A 19,317-nucleotide genomic window follows, 5' to 3' on the forward strand; every position below is an offset into this window, starting at 1 on the left:
CTATACGCAGATACGAGATGATGCATTTCTGAATGAATTATTTGCAGCATAAATCACGTGGCCTGATGTTCACGATACGGCGAAAGGCTGAAGGCTTAGCAATGTGATGATATGATAAAGGGTATTCGTGCCCGGGATTGTCCAGGGCCTATTCATTTCAAAGGTTACAGTTATGATTATCGTTACCGGCGGCGCTGGCTTTATTGGCAGCAACATCGTGAAAGCGCTCAATGACAAAGGCATCACCGACATTCTGGTGGTGGATAACCTGAAAGATGGTACCAAGTTTGTGAACCTGGTCGATCTGGACATCACTGACTACATGGATAAAGAAGACTTTCTGATCCAGGTGATGGCCGGTGAAGAGTTTGGCGAAATTGAAGCGGTCTTCCACGAAGGTGCCTGCTCTTCCACCACCGAGTGGGACGGTAAGTACGTGATGGATAACAACTATCAGTACTCCAAAGAGCTGCTGCACTACTGCCTGGAGCGTGAAATTCCGTTCCTGTACGCCTCTTCCGCAGCCACCTACGGCGGCCGCACCAGCGACTTCATCGAGTCCCGCGAATTCGAAAAACCGCTGAACGTTTACGGCTACTCCAAATTCCTGTTCGACGAATACGTGCGTCGCATCATGCCGGAAGTGGATTCCCCAATCGTCGGTTTCCGTTACTTCAACGTCTATGGTCCACGTGAAGGCCACAAAGGCAGCATGGCGAGCGTTGCGTTCCACCTGAATACCCAGTTGAACAATGGCGAAAGCCCGAAACTGTTCGAAGGCAGCGATGGCTTCAAGCGTGACTTCGTCTACGTTGGCGACGTTGCCGCGGTGAACCTGTGGTTCTGGGAAAACGGTAAATCCGGCATCTTTAACCTGGGTACCGGTCGCGCAGAATCCTTCCAGGCCGTTGCAGATGCCACCCTGGCGTACCACAAGAAAGGCAGCATCGAATACATTCCGTTCCCGGACAAACTGAAAGGCCGTTATCAGGCGTTTACTCAGGCCGATCTGACTAACCTGCGCGCTGCAGGCTACGATAAGCCGTTCAAGACCGTCGCCGAAGGCGTAACGGAATATATGGCCTGGCTGAACCGCGACGCGTAAGAAGTTAGCATGAAAATACTGGTGATCGGCCCGTCATGGGTGGGCGACATGATGATGTCGCAAAGTCTCTATCGCACGCTCAAGGCGCGCTATCCCCAGGCGATAATCGACGTGATGGCACCCGCGTGGTGCCGTCCGCTGTTATCGCGGATGCCGGAAGTCAATGAAGCGATCGCTATGCCGCTTGGGCATGGCGCGCTGGAAATTGGCGAACGGCGCAAGCTCGGTCATAGCCTGCGTGAAAAGCGCTACGACCGCGCGTACGTCCTGCCTAACTCGTTTAAATCGGCCCTTGTGCCGTTCTTTGCGGGTATTCCGCTGCGAACCGGCTGGCGTGGAGAAATGCGCTACGGCCTGCTGAATGATGCGCGTGTGCTGGATAAAGACGCCTGGCCGCTGATGGTCGAGCGTTACGTCGCGCTGGCTTATGACAAAGGCGTGATGCGCTGCGCCAAAGATCTGCCGCAGCCTCTGCTATGGCCGCAGTTGCAGGTTAACGAAGGGGAGAAATCCCTGGCCTGTAACGCATTCTCGCTTTCCAGTGAACGTCCGATGATCGGCTTTTGTCCCGGCGCTGAATTTGGCCCGGCGAAACGTTGGCCGCATTATCACTACGCCGCGCTGGCAAAACAGCTCATTGATGAGGGTAACCAGATTGTCCTCTTCGGCTCGGCAAAAGATAACGACGCCGGTAATGAGATCATCGCTTCACTGAGCGACGAGCAAAAAGGCTGGTGCCGCAATCTGGCTGGGGAAACTCAGCTGGAACAAGCCGTCATTCTGATTGCCGCTTGCAAGGCTGTCGTCACCAATGACTCCGGCCTGATGCACGTTGCCGCCGCGCTGAACCGCCCGCTGGTCGCACTGTATGGCCCGAGCAGCCCTGATTTTACGCCACCGCTGTCCAACAAGGCGCGCGTGATTCGTCTTATCACCGGCTATCACAAGGTGCGTAAAGGCGACTCCGCCCAAGGCTATCACCAGAGTCTGATAGATATTACCCCAGCCCGCGTGCTGGAAGAGCTCAATGCTCTGATGTCGAGCGAGGAAGCCTGACGCATGCGGGTTCTGATCGTCAAAACATCCTCAATGGGTGACGTGCTGCACACGCTGCCCGCGTTAACCGATGCTATGCGCGCCATTCCCGGCATCCGCTTTGATTGGGTTGTCGAAGAGGGCTTCGCGCAGATTCCCTCCTGGCATGAAGCCGTCGATCGCGTCATACCGGTGGCGATTCGCCGCTGGCGTAAAGCGTGGTTCTCTGCGCCGATAAAAGCCGAGCGTAAAGCCTTTAAAGAAGCGGTTCAGGCCGTAGCCTACGATGTCGTCATTGATGCTCAAGGGCTGGTGAAAAGCGCCGCGCTGGTCACTCGCCTCGCCCATGGCGTCAAAAATGGCATGGACTGGAGTACCGCGCGTGAGCCGCTGGCCAGCCTGTTCTATAACCGTAAACACCATATTGCTAAAGCGCAGCATGCCGTGGAACGGACACGCGAACTGTTTGCCAAAAGCCTGGGGTATACCAAACCGGAAGCTCAAGGTGATTACGCTATTGCACAGCATTTCCTGGGCGACATCGTGCCAGACTCTGCGCCTTACTGCGTGTTCCTGCATGCGACGACCCGTGACGACAAGCACTGGCCGGAAAGCCACTGGCGCGAGCTGATTGGCCTTCTCGCCGGGAGCGGCCTACGGATTAAGCTGCCGTGGGGCGCGCCCCATGAAGAGGCTCGCGCAAAACGGTTAGCCGAAGGGTTTGACTATGTAGAGGTGCTGCCGCGCCTTAGCCTTGAGGCGGTGGCGCACGAGCTGGCGGGGGCTAAATTCGTGGTGTCCGTCGATACCGGGCTCAGCCACCTTACGGCTGCGCTGGATCGTCCTAATGTCACGCTTTATGGGCCGACGGATCCGGGGTTGATTGGGGGGTATGGGAAGAATCAGGTGGCGTGTTGTTCAGCGTCCGGAGATCTGAACGATCTCACCTCAGCCAGCGTATTTGAAACGGTAGACCGTGATAAATAATACTGCGCCATTAAAAAAGCCCGCGTGAATATTAATAATCCACGCGGGCTTTTTATTTTCAGGCTGTCCTGGTGATTACTTTATCATTCGGTTTTTTGAATACACGCACATCAGAAGCAGCACAACCATCAGCGCAGTTGGGCCTATTTTCGAGAAGAGTATTACATCACTGAGACTCAATACCGCTGGGGCGGCCAGGAGAATAAGTAAATAATAATCCTTCAGGACGGCAACAGCGTAGTACGCGAAAGCGAGGTAGAAGAAGATAATCAGCAAAACACCAGGTACGCCGCGCGTGGATAGCGTTTCAATAATATCATTGTGTAGGTGCGCGTTCAGGTAGATAAGTGCACCATCAAGCCGTGGTTCTTCTTTTGCTAAAGCATGAATTTTCTCCGAACGAGTTTCCAGTGATTGCCCCCAGAAAGCATACGTACGCAATCCAGACTCATACATAGCCAATCGAGCCCCAACAGATGAGTCGCTATCGTTCTGAGAATAGTTGGACATATCCTGGTGAAGATTATTCGTTCTGGTCTCAATAACATTTTTAAAAGCAAGTGAAGTACCAATAAACACAATTACTGAAAATGCTATTAACTTATAGTCTATTTTTTTTGTTAACACACAGTGCAGAATAATGATGAACACGTAAAGAACTGGCAATACGAGGATTGCACCGCGGGTTCCGGTCATCAAAACAGTGCTCAATCCAATAAATAAGTTTAGCACAAAAAGTAAATTCCGATACTTACCATCTATCTTGAGGATAAGAATAGCGGTAAATATTGTCGAGAACATAAATATATAGCTAGCGGTAGTTGCAAATTTAGTTGCAAACTCGACCCGTTCCATATGGAGGAAAAAATACTGCCATGCTCCGAAACCAAAAAATAATAACTGCGAAAATAAAGCAGTGTTAATGAACCAAATTTTACTGACTTTCCTCTCTTCATCCTGATGATCGGTTAATAAAGCCAAAAATACAAAAGAAGAGAATAGCGCTACTTTACCAAACTCCATCGGCCCACGATAGGCGTTGGTAAACTCCGTTGAGTGTCCTTTAAATATTGTTGCCCATACCAGGTTAAGAAGTCCCAGTGCGATAAGTGATATGAAAATAATGAGCGCCGGGCTTTTTTTAAAATAACTCCGTGGGTTGGTGATAACACATAGACACGAAATAATTCCGGCCACAGGTAGCAATTTGTTAGAAATATGCTCCGCAAACGGCAGTGCTGCTAGTGCAACAAGGAAAATAAAAAGAACCAACTGCTTAGCGTAAGCGGGTAGCTGCCGCTTGAGAGTACACGAACTATTTGCGTTCAATCAATCACCTATACAAAAATAGAAATTAGGATGCTAATGGAACATGTTCAAAAATGAACATACATAAAAGATACCCAATGGAGTCGCAGACAGATAATGCAATGCAGAATCACTCAACCTGATTTTATCATTCGAATGACTCGCCAAATTATTTTATTATCCATCTTAATATACATTGCTCTTCGTTTTGTTTTCTTATCCAGAGATAAAAAATTGCCGCGCTCAGAAAAAAAATCACTATTGTTTTTTATTTCAGAAGACAATAATGAAAAATCACCCAGTTGTAATAGCTTCCACATGTATCTTATTTTATGATAGTTTGCATTGGTGTATAGAAAATCAAGTACACGAGTGCGATCTTCAAGGTTATATTTTTCAGCAATCGTATCTCTTATGACCTCATGGGCATATGCTTCATGTTGATAATGCTGACTGTCCCTTCTGATATTCATCACTGAGCCAGGTCGGCAAACATAATAATACATATATTCTGCTACCGAACTCACCGAACAAAGAGATAGAAGTTGATAGATATACAAAATATCTTCACCAATCTTTAACTGTTCATTAAAGGAGAGAGAATTCTCTTCAATGATCTTTTTACGGATAAATAGAGATCCCAAATGAAAATTCACTTTACCCGTAAGAAAACTATAGAGAATATGCCCTTCTGAAAACTCAGTATCAACCTTCACTTTTCCTTTTTCAGTATCATCATATACCCTATACATGCCACAATAGACAGCATCAACGCCGGTTTTCTGCTGCTGTGTATACATTTGAAGAATGAAATCTGGGGCAATGCGATCATCATCATCAAGGAAAGAGATAAACTCACCTTTGGCAGCGCGAATCCCTGCATTGCGTGCTGAAGAAACACCACCATTCTCTTTATCAACAAGCACTAACCGAGGGTTTTTCTTCGCCTCTGCCGTCAGGATATCTCGTGTATTGTCCTTTGAACCATCATTAACAACGACAACCTCATAGTTATCAAAATTCTGCGACCCTAGTTCTTGAAGCGTTTTTAATATAAACGCTGCAGAATTATAAGTCGGCATAATAATCGAAACCAGGGGGGGATTGCTGTTCATCAACAAAGCCTTTTTATGAAAGGTTGCAGTAAATAAAAATGACTAATTACTATATGTTCACTTTGTGATTTTCAGATAGCCATAATATAAATAGCTTTTGATACCACTCAAGATGTTACCTTGCTTGAAACAATGCTTCGCACTATATCTCGCATAGTTTGAGTTGCTTGCCTTCATCAAGGCGCGGTTTTTCCAGGGGGAATTTTGTTTCGCTAGCTGGAACGGCGCGGCGCTGGGATAGTTCGCCCACTCATGCCACGGTTTTGTTGGTCCAATAAAATGAATCAATACTGTTTCATCGGTTATTGGGTTAACAACTTCGGATTTGAGTTCATAGTTAAGGCTGAATTGCGTGTTAAATTTATAATCAATAAATTTAACCTTTCCAGCAAGTGTAATGTTGAGCAAATCCTGATCGAGATAGGAGAGTTTACTGGCGATTTTTTTGTCACTCAGCATCGTCAGCGCCTTGACTGACACATATTCCTGCGCCCAAGCAGAAACATTGATGAGTAAAAAACCGGCATTAAAATATCCATTTTCGAGTTCAGGGCAATCTAATCCCTGAGCGCGTGAGTGCCACCATGCCTTATCTCGTTCCGGCACGACTGCAGCGACCTTATCTTCAAGCGGCAGAGCGAAGAGTTCGCCCACGCCACCCTGGCACATGATATCGGCATCCATAAACAAAATGCGCTCCTGCTGACCGATAAAGTAGTCACCAATAATGAAACGGAAGTAGGTTGCTACCGACCAGTTTTTCGTTGTTGGGAATGAGGCCAGTTTTTGACAATTAACTACGTGGATATAGATGCAGGTATTATAATCAGTGGCGAGCTGGGCAAAATTTGCGCGTTCATCTTCGGCCAGAATATCAATAAAGACATGAAAAACAAATTTCAGATCGCGATTATTTAACAGAATTGATGCGATTGATACGCCGCACCCAAACAGAAAATTTTTATCTATCCCGTAGGCAATATGCAACGGGTTAGCATCAGCAGATAGAGACTCTGCGCCATAGCACAATGTCTGATTAATATACTCTTCTGCGTTAAGATGCTGATAATTCATATGACCCTCTCCCAACAATTACAACGATTTTCTGATCGTTCTTTCTTGAATTTTATTGGCCTTGTCTGCTGCTTTTGCCAGCAGCGCCTGTTCTTCGCGCAGCACTTCACGGAGAGGTTTATCAAAATAGACCCGCATAAAGCGCAAAATATCCCGTGATGTCAGACCAATATTCAACGACGAGAAATAGAGGCCAATCAAATCCTTATCACGCCACCGCTGCGGGACCTGATGACGAATCTGCGCACGATGAAGATCGATAACCGAGATTTTCAGCTCATCTTCCCGACCGTTAAACGGCAAGTGCAGGAGGAAGTGGCAAATATAGCAGTCGCGGTGGTTAATCCCGCTCAGGTGCATTTTGCGCACCATGGTCGCGACGCGCTTGATGATCATACGCTTAACCACCGCGTTCGGCGGGTTCGTTGCCCAATCGGCACAGTAATCTTCAAGGCTAATGGTCGGCGTGAGGTCTTCAGTAATGATAAAAGACGTTTTTGTCAGCGGATTCAGCCCTTTTTCACCAAAGCCAACCCCCTGCATGGTATCAACGCCGACATCGCGCAGGCGATGAATCGCATTCCATTCCCGGTCAGCGCCCAGCACCGGCATACGCAGCGATATCAGGTTCTTTACAATCTCTTTTAGCGACGTGCCGCGGTGCCATTTCAGGAAATAGCTCGCGCCCGCCATCTCAAAGCGCAGCGTACGGCGAGTCTCCAGTTCACGAAACACTTCGCCTTCTAGGTGTTTCACTTCCTCAAAAGCATCTTTACCACGCCACAGCGTGGCAAGCGGTTCATTCAGCTCAACCATCTCAATCACCTATAATGATATCTGCCGCTTTATCCGCCAGACTGTACAAATCTTGTGTATCGGCATAATTGCGCGCATTTTCAGCCCAGGCAGCACGCAGCGCTGGCTGGGTTAGGGCCTTCAATAAAATCTCATTCAAGGCTTCTTGCCGGAACGGCTCGGCGATAACCTCGCCACAGTTTGCATCAGCAATATAGTGCGCATAGCCACATACGCTGGTCGTTAAGACCGGTAATCCCGCCGTGACCGCCTCCAGCAGTACAATACCCGCAGCTTCCTGATAAGCAGGGTGTAACAACAGATCGGCTGCCGCCATCAATTCCGCCACATCGTTGCGACCAGCAAAGAAATGAACGTTACGACGAATCCCCAGTTTCTCGGCCAATGCCGCGAATTTTCCCGGTTTATCCTGGCCGACAATAAACAGTTGGGTGTTCCGCCGCACGCTTTCCGGCAACGCAGCAACCGCATTTAGCGTGCGATCCACACCTTTGCGCGTAAAGTCAGATCCTACCTGTAGCAGCACGTTTTGTGCCGCGGTCAGGCCATTCTTTTCGCGATAAATCTGGCGGGCATCAGGTATCTGCTGGCTGTATTTTCTGTCCGGGTAGATTCCTGGCGGCAGGATATGAAAGCGCCCGGGCTCCGTCTGATAGTGCTTTTGAAAGTCTGCGATCTGCTTATCGGTCAGCATCAGGAGTTGCGTTGGCTTACCCTGCTCGAAGGTCGCCCGTTCAAACGCGGCATAATGGCGATAGCGCGACGTCAGGCGATAAAAGAACCCCTTTTCCTGCGCCACTTTTTCGGCATAGCAAACGTCGGCAGCATAGTAGACATCGAGCCCTGGCATCTTATTGAAGCCAACGACTCGCGCCACCGGATGCTCACGTAAATGATTTTGCACCCACGCATAATATTCGGCATTACGCCCATGGTTAGTGCGAGATTTTACCGGGACCAGAATTAACTCAAAGACATCGGGACATTCACCTTCCCAGAATTGCGTATAGATTCGCACCTGATGCCCACGAGCCGCTACGGTTTGCGCAATGCGCATAAAATCTCGCTGGAGTCCGCCGAAGGGAAAATACTTATACAGACAGAATGCAACGATCATAGCGCTTCACCTTTTACAGCTTCAGCCTGACCGGCGGGCATTATTTTATCAATGGCTGCAATAACATCTTCAGCGGGAATGACCGCAAGATACATCTCATTGCGATCGCGCTGCTCGCGCGGCGGCATTGGTCGATAATCACCGGCCCAGAATTGAATCATATTGTCCGACCAGGGACGCCAGAAAATATGGTCTGTGGCGCCAAACAAACAAATTAGCGGCGTGTTGACCGCCGCGGCGATATGGCCTGGCGCGGAGTCAACGCCGATGAAAAGCGCGGCATGGTCAATTAGCGCACCCAGCTCAGGAAACGTCATTTTCCCAGCCAGTGCCGTTACCGGCGGGCGCTGACAGCCTTGTGCAATCGCATTCACGCAGGCTAAATCTTCCGCACCAGGGCCTGAAGTCAGCACGACGTCAACGCCACGCGCATGTAGGGCATCAATCACCTGAGAGAACTTCTGGTTCTCCCAGCATTTAAAAACTTGTCGCGCCGTCGGCTGAATCACAACGTAGCGAGCGCTAACGCCCGCTTTCTCCAGTTCACCGTGTACACGTTCCCAGCATGCCGACTGGTAGCTCATCGTCGTTTTAGCGATCGTCGTATCAAAGCCCAGCGGCGCCAGCACCGACAGGTTGCTCTCAACGACGTTTTTCCCTTTCAGCGCCGCCAGATGCGTAAAGCTGTTACGCCAGAAAGCCGACTGACGATGATGATAGTCCTGTGAAATGCTCATCGGCACGTTCAGTAAACGCACCAGCACGGCAACCATCCATTGATCGGCCATATTGACGACAAGATCGTATCGATTAGCTCGCAGCGTTCTGATTAAACTGACGAAATTAGCGATCTTTTCCGAGGCCTTAGCTTTCTTATTTTTGATGCCATACAGCGCGTTTATTTCAGGGTTCTCGGATAAAATCGGCATCGTCTCTTCGTACAGCAAGACATCAACCTTCGCATCAGGATAGTGGCATTTAAGCGTGCTAATAACGGGAGTGGTTAGCAACATATCCCCGTGAAAACGCATTTTAATGACCAGAATTTTTCTAAATGGCTTTTCCACAAGCGACTCTTTGGTTGAGGTTTTTCGGTAAATAGAGGAAAAAAAGCACGCTACCGCCCCAGGCTCAACAGTTACCTGATTACTGGTATTGCACTCATTTTTGACGCAACAGTGTATCACTTCTTTTGTCGCAATCCGAACAGCAAGCACCTTGCACTACAAATCAATCTTTAGCTTCAAAATCATTATGATAAGCAAGAAAAGCAACGAACACATCGAAACTTCGCCACCAAAATCTAAGGGGGATAAATAGCAGCGAATGGCGTAAAAAGAAGGATTAACAGTAATATCTACAGCCAGATGCAGCGCTGTGGATAATTTAGACCAAAAACAGCAAAAGTAATGGTAAAGCCAAGGGTAAATACATAGAATCCACAGCACATTCATAACTCAGCTATTTATTATGCTTGAATTGCTTTACACCGCCCTCCTCTACCTTATCCAGCCTCTCATCTGGGTACGGCTTTGGCTGCGCGGACGTAAGGCTCCAGCCTATCGCAAACGCTGGGGTGAACGTTATGGTTTCTACCGCCAACCGCTTAAGCCTGGCGGTATTATGCTGCATTCTGTTTCCGTCGGTGAAACACTTGCCGCTATCCCTCTGGTTCGCGCGTTGCGTCATCGTTACCCTGATTTACCGATTACGGTAACCACCATGACCCCAACGGGTTCAGAACGCGTTCAGTCCGCTTTTGGCAAAGATGTCCAGCACGTCTATCTGCCGTATGATTTACCCGATGCCCTTAATCGCTTCCTCGATAAGATTGACCCTAAGCTGGTACTTATCATGGAAACGGAGCTATGGCCGAACCTCATTGCCGCGCTGCATCGTCGCCATATTCCACTGGTCATTGCCAACGCCCGTCTTTCCGAGCGCTCTGCTGCCGGTTACGCAAAACTGGGCTCGTTTGTACGTACGCTACTGCAACGCATCACGCTGATTGCAGCGCAGAATGAAGAAGACGGAAAACGCTTTGTTGCCTTAGGGGCGAAAAACAACCAGGTCACGATTACCGGCAGCCTGAAGTTTGATATCTCGGTAACGCCACAGTTGGCGGCCAGAGCCGTCACGCTGCGTCGCCAATGGGCTCCGCATCGCCCGGTATGGATTGCTACCAGCACCCACGATGGTGAAGAGAGCATCATTATTTCCGCGCACAAAGCGTTGCTACAGCAATATCCCGATCTCTTGTTGATTCTGGTGCCTCGCCATCCTGAGCGTTTCCCGGATGCCATCAACCTGACCCGTCAGGCAGGCCTGAGCTATACGACTCGCTCTTCCGGCGAAGTGCCTTCTGCCACCACTCAGGTGGTGATTGGCGATACAATGGGTGAACTGATGCTGCTTTACGGCATTGCCGATCTAGCGTTTGTTGGTGGTTCACTGGTTGAACGTGGCGGGCACAACCCGCTGGAAGCAGCTGCCCATGCTATTCCGGTGCTGATGGGGCCACACACCTTCAACTTTAAAGATATCTGTGCTCGCCTGGAGCAGGCGAGCGGGCTGATTACCGTCACCGATGTCGCCAGCCTTGAGAAAGAAGTTGCGTCCCTGTTAGCCGATGAAGACTACCGTAGTTTCTATGGCCGTCATGCCGTTGAGGTTCTTTACCAGAATCAGGGCGCACTGCAGCGCCTGCTACAGCTTCTGGAGCCTTACCTGCCACCGAAAACGCATTGAGGATGACTATGCAAAAACGGGCAATTTATCCAGGCACCTTCGATCCGATCACCAACGGTCACCTTGATATCGTGACCCGTGCAGCCTGCATGTTTGACCATGTCATCCTTGCCATTGCCGCAAGCCCCAGCAAAAAACCGATGTTTGATCTGAGCGAGCGCGTGGCGCTGGCACAGCAGGCTACGGCGCATCTTGCTAACGTCGAAGTGATGGGCTTCAGCGACCTGATGGCGAACTTTGCCCGCGTGCAACAGGCCAACATTCTGATTCGCGGCCTGCGCGCCGTGGCTGACTTTGAGTATGAAATGCAGTTGGCGCATATGAATCGCCACCTGATGCCAGAACTGGAAAGCGTCTTCCTGATGCCTTCTAAAGAGTGGTCATTTATCTCGTCAACGCTGGTAAAAGAGGTGGCGCGGCACAATGGCGATGTGACCCATTTCCTGCCGGTGAACGTGCATCAGGCATTGATGGAGAAGCTGAAGTAGGCTTCGGTGTCGTTCCCGGCGGCGCTTCGCTTGGCCGGGCTACCTGTATGGGTTACTTCTGGCACTGTTTGCAGTAAAACGTCGCCCGCTGCGCATGCTTGCTCGCCACAATCGGCGCACCACATACCCGGCACGCTTCCCCTTTGCGCCCATACACCTGTAACTCCTGAGCAAAATAGCCTGGCTTGCCGTCGCTTTGCAGGAAGTCTTTTAGCGTCGTCCCACCCTGTTCAATCGATCGCGCCAGCACCGCTTTGATCGCGCCTACCAGTCGTTCACCCTCTTCTCTTGAGAGCGATGACGCCAGCCGATCCGGATGGATCCGCGCGGCAAACAGCGATTCACTGGCATAGATATTTCCCACACCCACCACCAGCTTGTTATCCATCAGCCAGGGCTTAATCGCCGTTTTCTTCTTCACGCACTTCGCCAGCAGATAGTCAGCGTTAAATTCCGCGCTCAGCGGCTCTGGGCCAAGATGAGCGAGCACGCTGTGTCCTTCCAGCGCCGTGGTCCATAACCAGGCGCCAAAGCGACGTGGGTCGGTATAACGCAGCACTTTGCCGTTACTCATCACCAGGTCAACATGGTCATGCTTTTCAGCAGGCAGTTCTTCAGAGAGGATACGCAGACTACCCGACATTCCCAGATGGATAATTATCCAACCGTCAGGGAGTTCCAGCAGAAGGTATTTAGCGCGTCGCTGAACGCTCAGGACAGGCTTGTCGCTCAGGCGGTAGATTTCGTCAGAGACGGGCCAGCGTAGGCGGCCGTTGCGAATAACGGCGTACTGGATGGTCGCACCGACCAGGTGAGGTTCGATGCCCCGGCGGCTGGTTTCAACTTCGGGTAATTCAGGCATAGCGTCTCCGGCTCAAATACAGATCTCTCTATTATGGGGACGCGTAGAAAACAAAAAACCCCGCCGAGGCGAGGTTTTTCGTGACATCGAAACTAAAATTATTTGATTTTAGCTTCTTTGTACAGAACGTGCTGACGGACAACTGGATCGAATTTTTTCAGTTCCAGTTTTTCCGGTTTAGTACGTTTGTTCTTCGTGGTGGTGTAGAAGTGACCTGTACCAGCAGAAGAAACCAGCTTGATTTTCTCGCGAATACCTTTAGCCATGATTTATTTCCTCGTTAAGTACTTAGTACTTTTCGCCACGGGCACGCAGTTCGGACAGAACTGTATCGATGCCTTTCTTATCAATAACACGCATACCTTTAGCAGATACACGCAGGGTGACAAAACGCTTCTCGCTCTCAACCCAGAAACGGTGAGAGTGCAGGTTCGGCAGGAAACGGCGTTTAGTCGCGTTCAGTGCGTGGGAACGGTTGTTACCGGTCACCGGACGCTTGCCAGTAACTTGGCAGACTCGGGACATGTCTATTCTCCAAAAATCAAATTAGCTCGAGCTTCGTATGGGGTATCGGCGCCTCGTCAGGCTTTACAGCCCGGTCATCGCGTAGTTCTAAGTGAACTCTCGATTGCCAGGCCCAAATGCCAAACCCGAGATTCTCAAAGGTGGCGTAGTATACGCTGACACGAAGATATGCTCAAGTCCCGAACAGACAAAGATCCCGGTGGATCGCGTAATTATCCGCTAAATCCAGCCTCGTTCGGCAAAAGAAACATACTCACCGCGGCCAATAACCAGATGGTCGAGTACACGTACATCCATGAATTGGCAACACTTTACCACCCTTTCGGTGATAAGTCTGTCTGATTTACTCGGTTCGGCATTACCTGATGGATGATTATGCGCGAGGATCACCGCTGCAGCATTCACTTTGATGGCTTCTCGTACAATTTCGCGCGGATGCACCTCCACATGGCTCAACGTGCCGGAAAAAAGTCGACTATGTTTGAGCACTTTGTGCTGGTTATCGAGGAAGATGACCACAAAGATTTCTCGCTCCTCATCCGCCAACTGACTTTGTAAAAACTCCCGGGTCAGTTCAGGACTCAGCAAAGAATCGTCTTCCAGCATTCTCACGCTAAAGTATCGACGCGCCAACTCGGCAATTCCTTTCAACTGCGCATATTTGGCAATCCCCATGCCATCAATCCGGGTCATCTCCGCTTCCGTTGCGGACAACAACCGATAGAGCGACCCAAAATGTCGCAGCAGGTCGTGAGAATAGCGCATCACGCTTTTTTCTCGCGTACCCGTTCGTAAAAACAGCGCCAGCAGCTCGGTATCCGATAGCGACTCAATTCCGTACCGCTGCATCTTTTCGCGCGGTAGCATCACTTCTGCGCTCTCCATGGCAACCTCCTTCCAAAAACAACCGTCATGCTGTCACAACGCGGACACTACCGCACGGCAGAGATAGCGCGCTTGCGTAGCCCCTCGCAAAGTGTCGATGTCACAGGCGCACGACCCCGACGGGATTGTGATAAAATGCGCGAATTCTGGTGTCCCCCTAACAGGAAAGAATCATGATGAGCCTGGCCGGTAAAAAAATTGTTCTTGGCGTCAGCGGCGGCATTGCTGCCTATAAAACGCCGGAACTCGTACGTCGCCTGCGCGACCGCGGCGCGGATGTGCGCGTTGCCATGACGGAAGCCGCAAAAGCTTTCATCACCCCATTAAGCCTGCAGGCCGTTTCCGGCTACCCGGTTTCCGACAGCCTGCTCGATACCGCAGCAGAAGCCGCAATGGGTCACATTGAGCTGGGGAAATGGGCTGACCTCGTGATTCTGGCGCCAGCTACGGCAGACCTGATAGCCCGCGTCGCCGCAGGGATGGCAAACGACCTGGTCTCTACTATCTGTCTGGCAACACCTTCGCCGATTGCCATCGCACCGGCCATGAACCAGCAGATGTACCGTGCAGCCGCCACCCAGCACAATCTTGAAGTATTAGCCTCGCGCAATATGCTCATCTGGGGCCCGGATAGCGGCAGCCAGGCCTGTGGTGACGTCGGTCCAGGACGCATGCTTGACCCACTGACGATTGTCGATATGGCTGCAGCGCACTTTTCGCCCGTCAAAGATTTGCAACATCTGAACATCATGATTACCGCTGGCCCAACCCGTGAACCGCTGGACCCGGTGCGTTACATCACCAACCACAGCTCCGGGAAAATGGGCTTTGCCATCGCCGAAGCGGCCGCACAGCGCGGTGCGAACGTTACGCTGGTAAGCGGCCCGGTATCGCTGCCAACCCCAGCGTTCGTGCAGCGCGTTGACGTAACAACCGCCGAAGAGATGAATGCGGCCGTTCAGGCAGGCGTCGCCGGGCAGCATATTTTCATCGGCTGTGCCGCCGTCGCGGATTATCGTGCCGCCGTCATTGCCGACGAAAAAATTAAGAAGCAGGATACCCAGGGTGATGAATTCACAATAAAAATGGTGAAAAACCCTGACATCGTCGCCGGCGTGGCAGCACGAAAAACAGCGCGACCTTATGTCGTAGGGTTTGCCGCCGAAACGAATAATGTGGAAGAATATGCGCGGCAAAAGCGTAGCCGCAAGAATCTTGATCTGATTTGCGCTAACGATGTTTCGCAATCAAATCAAGGATTTAATAGCGATAACAACGCATTACACCTTTTCTGGCAGGACGGCGAGAAGCGCTTACCACTCGCCAGTAAGTCACTCCTGGGCCAACTATTATTGGACGAGATCGTTACCCGTTATGATGAAAAAAATCGACGTTAAGATTCTGGACTCGCGTATTGGTCAGCAGTTCCCGCTGCCTACCTATGCCACTGCTGGCTCTGCAGGCCTTGATCTGCGCGCCTGTCTTGATGACGCCGTAGAGCTGGCGCCAGGCGAAACTACCTTGCTGCCGACAGGGCTGGCGATTCACATTGCCGACCCCTCTCTGGCAGCCGTCATGCTTCCGCGCTCTGGCCTTGGCCACAAGCACGGTATCGTGCTGGGTAACCTGGTCGGGTTGATTGACTCCGACTACCAAGGTCAGCTGATGGTTTCTATCTGGAACCGTGGGCAAACGACCTTCACCATTGAGCCGGGCGAACGTGTTGCGCAAATGGTGTTTGTTCCTGTCGTACAGGCCGAGTTTAATCTGGTCGAATCGTTTGAAGCCACCGACCGTGGCGAAGGTGGTTTTGGCCACTCAGGGCGCAAGTAACTCGTCCTAAGGCGCACCCTGTAAAGTACGGTGCGCCCGTTTTTACGTATCTCACGGTGTCATAATGCGAATACATCACTGCAAATTATGATTGCGGTCACCGTGTGGATGCTCGCCTGACAAGTGTTTTATTTTCAGGGGTATTTTAGAACATGGCAGAAAAGCAAACTGCGAAAAGGAATCGTCGCGAGGAAATACTTCAATCCCTGGCGTTGATGCTTGAATCCAGCGATGGTAGCCAGCGTATTACAACGGCCAAGCTGGCCGCTTCCGTTGGCGTTTCCGAAGCAGCGCTGTACCGGCATTTTCCTAGCAAAACCCGCATGTTCGATAGCCTTATCGAGTTTATCGAAGATAGCCTGATTACCCGAATCAACCTGATCCTCAAAGACGAGAAGGACACTACTACACGTTTACGTCTGATTGTGCTGTTGATTCTTGGCTTTGGTGAACTCAACCCGGGGTTGACCCGTATCCTGACCGGCCATGCGCTCATGTTTGAGCAAGACCGCCTGCAGGGACGTATCAACCAGCTGTTTGAGCGTATTGAAGCTCAACTGCGCCAGGTTCTGCGTGAGCGGAAAATGCGGGAAGGTGAAGGCTACGAAACGGATGAAACGCTGTTGGCAAGCCAGTTGCTGGCCTTCTGTGAAGGGATGCTGTCACGCTTTGTTCGCAGCGAATTCAAATACCGACCAACGGACGATTTCGACGCCCGCTGGCCGTTGATTGTTGCGCAACTGCAATAATGCACTCAAATAGCCCGGCAGATGCCGGGCTATTTTTTTATACGCCGTACGCCTCGCGATAAGCGCGCACTGAAGCCAGATGCTCAGCCATCTCCGGTTTTTCTTCCAGATAGGCGATCAGCTCTTTCAGCGTAATGATCGAGATAACTTCACAACCGTAGTCGCGTTCCACTTCCTGAATAGCTGAAATTTCACCGCGTCCACGTTCCTGACGATCCAAAGAGATCAGCACACCGGCAAGCTGCGCGCCGTTGGCCTGGATAATTTCCATTGACTCACGGATCGCGGTACCCGCAGTGATCACGTCATCCACCAGCATCACGCGGCCGGTCAGCGCGCTACCCACCAGGTTGCCGCCTTCGCCGTGATCTTTGGCTTCTTTACGGTTAAAGCAGTACGGATAATCACGGTCGTGATGTTCCGCCAGCGCGACCGCAGTGGTCGTGGCAATCGGAATACCTTTGTAGGCAGGCCCAAACAGCAGATCAAACTCAATACCGGAATCCACCAGCGCTTCGGCATAAAAACGGCCTAACAGTGCCAGATCGCGCCCGGTATTAAACAGCCCGGCGTTGAAGAAATAGGGGCTTTTGCGCCCGGATTTCAGCGTAAATTCGCCAAACTTAAGTACCTGCTTGTTAAGCGCAAACTCAATAAACTGGCGCTGATACGGTTTCATGGATTCGCTCCTCATCTCACTTTATTACGGACAAAAAAAAGGGCGACAACGTCGCCCTTAACATCAATTCTCTAACGCCGCTTTCTGCGTCGTGATAATGGATTCGATTCCCCCTCGGGCCAACGCCAGCAAGGTGAGTAACTCTTCATGGGTGAACGGCTCGCCTTCCGCGGTGCCCTGAACTTCAATGATGCGTCCGTCTTCGGTCATCACTACGTTCATATCGGTTTCTGCCGCCGAGTCTTCAACGTATTCCAGGTCACACAGCGCCTCGCCGTTCACGATACCGACAGAAACTGCGGCTACCATCCCTTTCATTGGGTTAGTTTTCAGTTTGCCAGCGGCAACCAGTTTGCCCAGCGCATCGGCCAGCGCTACGCAGGCACCGGTAATCGATGCAGTACGAGTGCCACCGTCGGCCTGGATAACGTCGCAGTCCAGGGTAATGGTGAATTCACCCAGCGCTTTCAGGTCCACTGCCGCACGTAACGCACGAGCAATCAGACGTTGAATTTCCATGGTACGACCGCCCTGCTTGCCTTTTGCCGCTTCACGGGCATTACGCGTGTGGGTCGCGCGCGGCAGCATGCCGTACTCGGCGGTGATCCAACCCTGACCCTGGCCTTTCAGGAAACGGGGTACGCCTTCATCAATAGAGGCGGTGCAAAGCACTTTGGTATCACCAAATTCGACCAGCACGGAGCCTTCAGCGTGTTTTGTATAATTACGGGTCAGGGTGACGGGGCGCACCTGGTTGGCACTACGACCTGCTGGACGCATGATAGATATCTCCGGCTTGAAACGAATGTGGCGCGCATTATACACAAAATCATTCAAGCTGTATCAAGGCGGCAAGGGAGTGAGCCCAACTCAGTGACAGCTTGTAGGATGGCGCGTATACGGATTAACGGCGCTTATTCCTATCCTCATAAGCCCCCGGAGGCTATAATCCCCCCATCTCTCCTTTAAAAACAGGAACGTCTATGATCCGCAGCATGACCGCCTATGCCCGCCGTGAAATCAAGGGCAGTTGGGGCAGCGCCGCTTGGGAACTGCGCTCTGTTAACCAGCGTTATCTCGAAACCTATTTCCGTCTGCCGGAGCAGTTCCGCAGCCTGGAGCCCGTTGTTCGCGAACGCCTGCGTAGCCGCTTAACGCGCGGGAAAGTTGAATGCACCCTGCGCTTCGAGCCAGACGCCAGCGCGCAAGGCGAGCTTATTCTTAATGAAAACCTGGCAAAGCAGCTGGTTAACGCCGCAAACTGGGTCAAAATGCAGAGCGACGAAGGGGAAATTAACCCGGTCGACATTCTGCGCTGGCCGGGCGTAATGGCGGCTCAGGAACAAGATCTGGATGCTATCGCCGCCGAAATTCTGAATGCGCTGGACGGTACGCTGGACGACTTTATCGTCGCCCGTGAAACTGAAGGCCAGGCGCTGAAAGCCCTGATTGAGCAGCGTCTGGAAGGCGTCAGCGGCGAAGTGACCAAAGTCCGTGCCCATATGCCGGAAATCCTGCAATGGCAGCGCGACCGTCTGGTTGCCAAGCTGGAAGACGCGGAAGTTCAGCTTGAGAACAACCGTCTTGAGCAGGAGCTGGTGCTGATGGCCCAGCGTATTGATGTTGCCGAAGAGCTGGATCGCCTCGAAGCGCACGTGAAAGAGACCTATAACATCCTGAAGAAAAAAGAAGCGGTTGGCCGCCGTCTGGACTTCATGATGCAGGAATTTAACCGTGAATCTAATACCTTAGCATCGAAATCAATTAATGCTGACGTCACTAACTCGGCTATCGAACTGAAAGTACTGATCGAGCAAATGCGCGAGCAGATTCAGAATATCGAATAATTTTCGTTAATGACGATAAAACGCCATGCCCACCTTCGCGTGGGCATTTTTATTTCAGGTAGTTTCTTTTTCATCAAGTAAATTGCATCATTACCGCCCCTTACATAAAGGGCGATTATGGAAATGATGCGATATCCCGAACGT

21 protein-coding genes are annotated in these 19,317 nt (G+C 51.0%); 9 read left to right on the plus strand and 12 right to left on the minus strand.

Going from position 1 to position 19,317, the window contains the following annotated elements:
- Positions 1-172 precede the first annotated feature (172 nt).
- From rfaD to rfaC, 3 genes are read left to right on the plus strand one after another with little or no spacing between them, the layout of a single operon-like run.
- Complete coding sequence (rfaD, locus tag ACH1XZ_RS11665; protein ID WP_123651048.1) at positions 173-1,105, plus strand: ADP-glyceromanno-heptose 6-epimerase; 933 nt, start codon at positions 173-175, stop codon at positions 1,103-1,105.
- A gap of 9 nt (positions 1,106-1,114) precedes the next feature.
- Entirely contained in the window at positions 1,115-2,161 is a 1,047-nt protein-coding gene (gene rfaF / locus ACH1XZ_RS11670; protein WP_395595697.1) for an ADP-heptose--LPS heptosyltransferase RfaF, read from the plus strand.
- A 3-nt stretch (positions 2,162-2,164) separates the two neighbouring features.
- On the plus strand, positions 2,165-3,127 hold the full coding sequence (rfaC, locus tag ACH1XZ_RS11675; RefSeq protein ID WP_395595698.1) for a lipopolysaccharide heptosyltransferase RfaC: 963 nt from the start codon (positions 2,165-2,167) through the stop codon (positions 3,125-3,127).
- Positions 3,128-3,202: 75 nt separating this feature from the next.
- On the opposite strand, the gene ACH1XZ_RS11680 is transcribed toward rfaC, so the two are convergent.
- The 6 genes from ACH1XZ_RS11680 to rfaQ form a co-directional block, all read right to left on the minus strand.
- Positions 3,203-4,456, minus strand: coding sequence for an O-antigen ligase family protein (locus ACH1XZ_RS11680; protein ID WP_395595699.1), 1,254 nt, complete (start codon positions 4,454-4,456; stop codon positions 3,203-3,205).
- Positions 4,457-4,569: 113 nt separating this feature from the next.
- Positions 4,570-5,550, minus strand: a complete 981-nt coding sequence (locus tag ACH1XZ_RS11685) for a glycosyltransferase family 2 protein (protein ID WP_395595700.1) — start codon at positions 5,548-5,550, stop codon at positions 4,570-4,572.
- A gap of 57 nt (positions 5,551-5,607) precedes the next feature.
- Positions 5,608-6,624, minus strand: coding sequence for a lipopolysaccharide 3-alpha-galactosyltransferase (gene waaO, locus ACH1XZ_RS11690; protein ID WP_395595701.1), 1,017 nt, complete (start codon positions 6,622-6,624; stop codon positions 5,608-5,610).
- 18 nt (positions 6,625-6,642) lie between these two features.
- Positions 6,643-7,440: a lipopolysaccharide core heptose(I) kinase RfaP gene (gene rfaP / locus ACH1XZ_RS11695; protein ID WP_395595702.1), complete on the minus strand. Its 798-nt coding sequence runs from the start codon at positions 7,438-7,440 to the stop codon at positions 6,643-6,645.
- Position 7,441: 1 nt separating this feature from the next.
- Entirely contained in the window at positions 7,442-8,557 is a 1,116-nt protein-coding gene (locus tag ACH1XZ_RS11700) for a glycosyltransferase family 4 protein (RefSeq protein WP_395595703.1), read from the minus strand.
- Complete coding sequence (gene rfaQ, locus ACH1XZ_RS11705; RefSeq protein WP_395595704.1) at positions 8,554-9,624, minus strand: lipopolysaccharide core heptosyltransferase RfaQ; 1,071 nt, start codon at positions 9,622-9,624, stop codon at positions 8,554-8,556. Before rfaQ ends, ACH1XZ_RS11700 begins: the two co-directional genes overlap by 4 nt.
- A gap of 403 nt (positions 9,625-10,027) precedes the next feature.
- Between rfaQ and waaA the strand changes: the two genes are divergently transcribed.
- Together waaA and coaD are read left to right on the plus strand one after the other, a co-directional pair.
- Positions 10,028-11,305 carry a lipid IV(A) 3-deoxy-D-manno-octulosonic acid transferase gene (waaA, locus tag ACH1XZ_RS11710; protein WP_395595705.1) on the plus strand — a complete coding sequence of 426 codons (1,278 nt, stop codon included), beginning with the start codon at positions 10,028-10,030 and terminating at the stop codon, positions 11,303-11,305.
- An 8-nt stretch (positions 11,306-11,313) separates the two neighbouring features.
- A complete protein-coding gene (gene coaD, locus ACH1XZ_RS11715) occupies positions 11,314-11,793 on the plus strand; it encodes a pantetheine-phosphate adenylyltransferase (protein WP_395595706.1) in 480 nt (159 codons plus the stop codon).
- Positions 11,794-11,845: 52 nt separating this feature from the next.
- Here the strand turns inward: coaD and mutM are convergent, their stop codons facing one another.
- The 4 genes from mutM to radC all read right to left on the minus strand — a co-directional run bounded on the left by mutM (position 11,846) and on the right by radC (position 14,065).
- A complete protein-coding gene (gene mutM / locus ACH1XZ_RS11720) occupies positions 11,846-12,655 on the minus strand; it encodes a bifunctional DNA-formamidopyrimidine glycosylase/DNA-(apurinic or apyrimidinic site) lyase (RefSeq protein WP_395595707.1) in 810 nt (269 codons plus the stop codon).
- A gap of 98 nt (positions 12,656-12,753) precedes the next feature.
- Entirely contained in the window at positions 12,754-12,921 is a 168-nt protein-coding gene (gene rpmG / locus ACH1XZ_RS11725; RefSeq protein ID WP_003024094.1) for a 50S ribosomal protein L33, read from the minus strand.
- 22 nt (positions 12,922-12,943) lie between these two features.
- Positions 12,944-13,180, minus strand: coding sequence for a 50S ribosomal protein L28 (gene rpmB / locus ACH1XZ_RS11730; protein WP_002436699.1), 237 nt, complete (start codon positions 13,178-13,180; stop codon positions 12,944-12,946).
- Positions 13,181-13,399: 219 nt separating this feature from the next.
- Positions 13,400-14,065, minus strand: a complete 666-nt coding sequence (gene radC, locus ACH1XZ_RS11735) for a RadC family protein (protein ID WP_395595708.1) — start codon at positions 14,063-14,065, stop codon at positions 13,400-13,402.
- Between the two features lie 176 nt (positions 14,066-14,241).
- On the opposite strand from radC, the gene coaBC reads away from it, so the two are divergent.
- The 3 genes from coaBC (at position 14,242) to slmA (ending at position 16,647) form a co-directional block, all read left to right on the plus strand.
- The gene (gene coaBC, locus ACH1XZ_RS11740) at positions 14,242-15,462 is read left to right on the plus strand and encodes a bifunctional phosphopantothenoylcysteine decarboxylase/phosphopantothenate--cysteine ligase CoaBC (RefSeq protein WP_395595834.1); all 1,221 of its coding nucleotides are present in this window, start codon (positions 14,242-14,244) and stop codon (positions 15,460-15,462) included.
- The gene (dut, locus tag ACH1XZ_RS11745; RefSeq protein ID WP_185667490.1) at positions 15,440-15,898 is read left to right on the plus strand and encodes a dUTP diphosphatase; all 459 of its coding nucleotides are present in this window, start codon (positions 15,440-15,442) and stop codon (positions 15,896-15,898) included. The genes coaBC and dut overlap by 23 nt, the downstream gene beginning before the upstream one ends.
- A 152-nt stretch (positions 15,899-16,050) precedes the next feature.
- Complete coding sequence (gene slmA / locus ACH1XZ_RS11750) at positions 16,051-16,647, plus strand: nucleoid occlusion factor SlmA (RefSeq protein ID WP_035895831.1); 597 nt, start codon at positions 16,051-16,053, stop codon at positions 16,645-16,647.
- A 37-nt stretch (positions 16,648-16,684) separates the two neighbouring features.
- Here slmA and pyrE read toward each other — a convergent pair whose 3' ends face one another.
- Both pyrE and rph read right to left on the minus strand, forming a co-directional pair.
- Positions 16,685-17,326, minus strand: a complete 642-nt coding sequence (gene pyrE, locus ACH1XZ_RS11755; RefSeq protein WP_395595709.1) for an orotate phosphoribosyltransferase — start codon at positions 17,324-17,326, stop codon at positions 16,685-16,687.
- Positions 17,327-17,389: 63 nt separating this feature from the next.
- Positions 17,390-18,106: a ribonuclease PH gene (gene rph / locus ACH1XZ_RS11760; protein WP_395595710.1), complete on the minus strand. Its 717-nt coding sequence runs from the start codon at positions 18,104-18,106 to the stop codon at positions 17,390-17,392.
- 203 nt (positions 18,107-18,309) lie between these two features.
- On the opposite strand from rph, the gene ACH1XZ_RS11765 reads away from it, so the two are divergent.
- The gene (locus ACH1XZ_RS11765; RefSeq protein WP_395595711.1) at positions 18,310-19,173 is read left to right on the plus strand and encodes a YicC/YloC family endoribonuclease; all 864 of its coding nucleotides are present in this window, start codon (positions 18,310-18,312) and stop codon (positions 19,171-19,173) included.
- Positions 19,174-19,317 lie beyond the last annotated feature (144 nt).

This window comes from Kluyvera chengduensis (genome assembly GCF_044197065.1).
Taxonomy (GTDB): domain Bacteria; phylum Pseudomonadota; class Gammaproteobacteria; order Enterobacterales; family Enterobacteriaceae; genus Kluyvera; species Kluyvera ascorbata_C.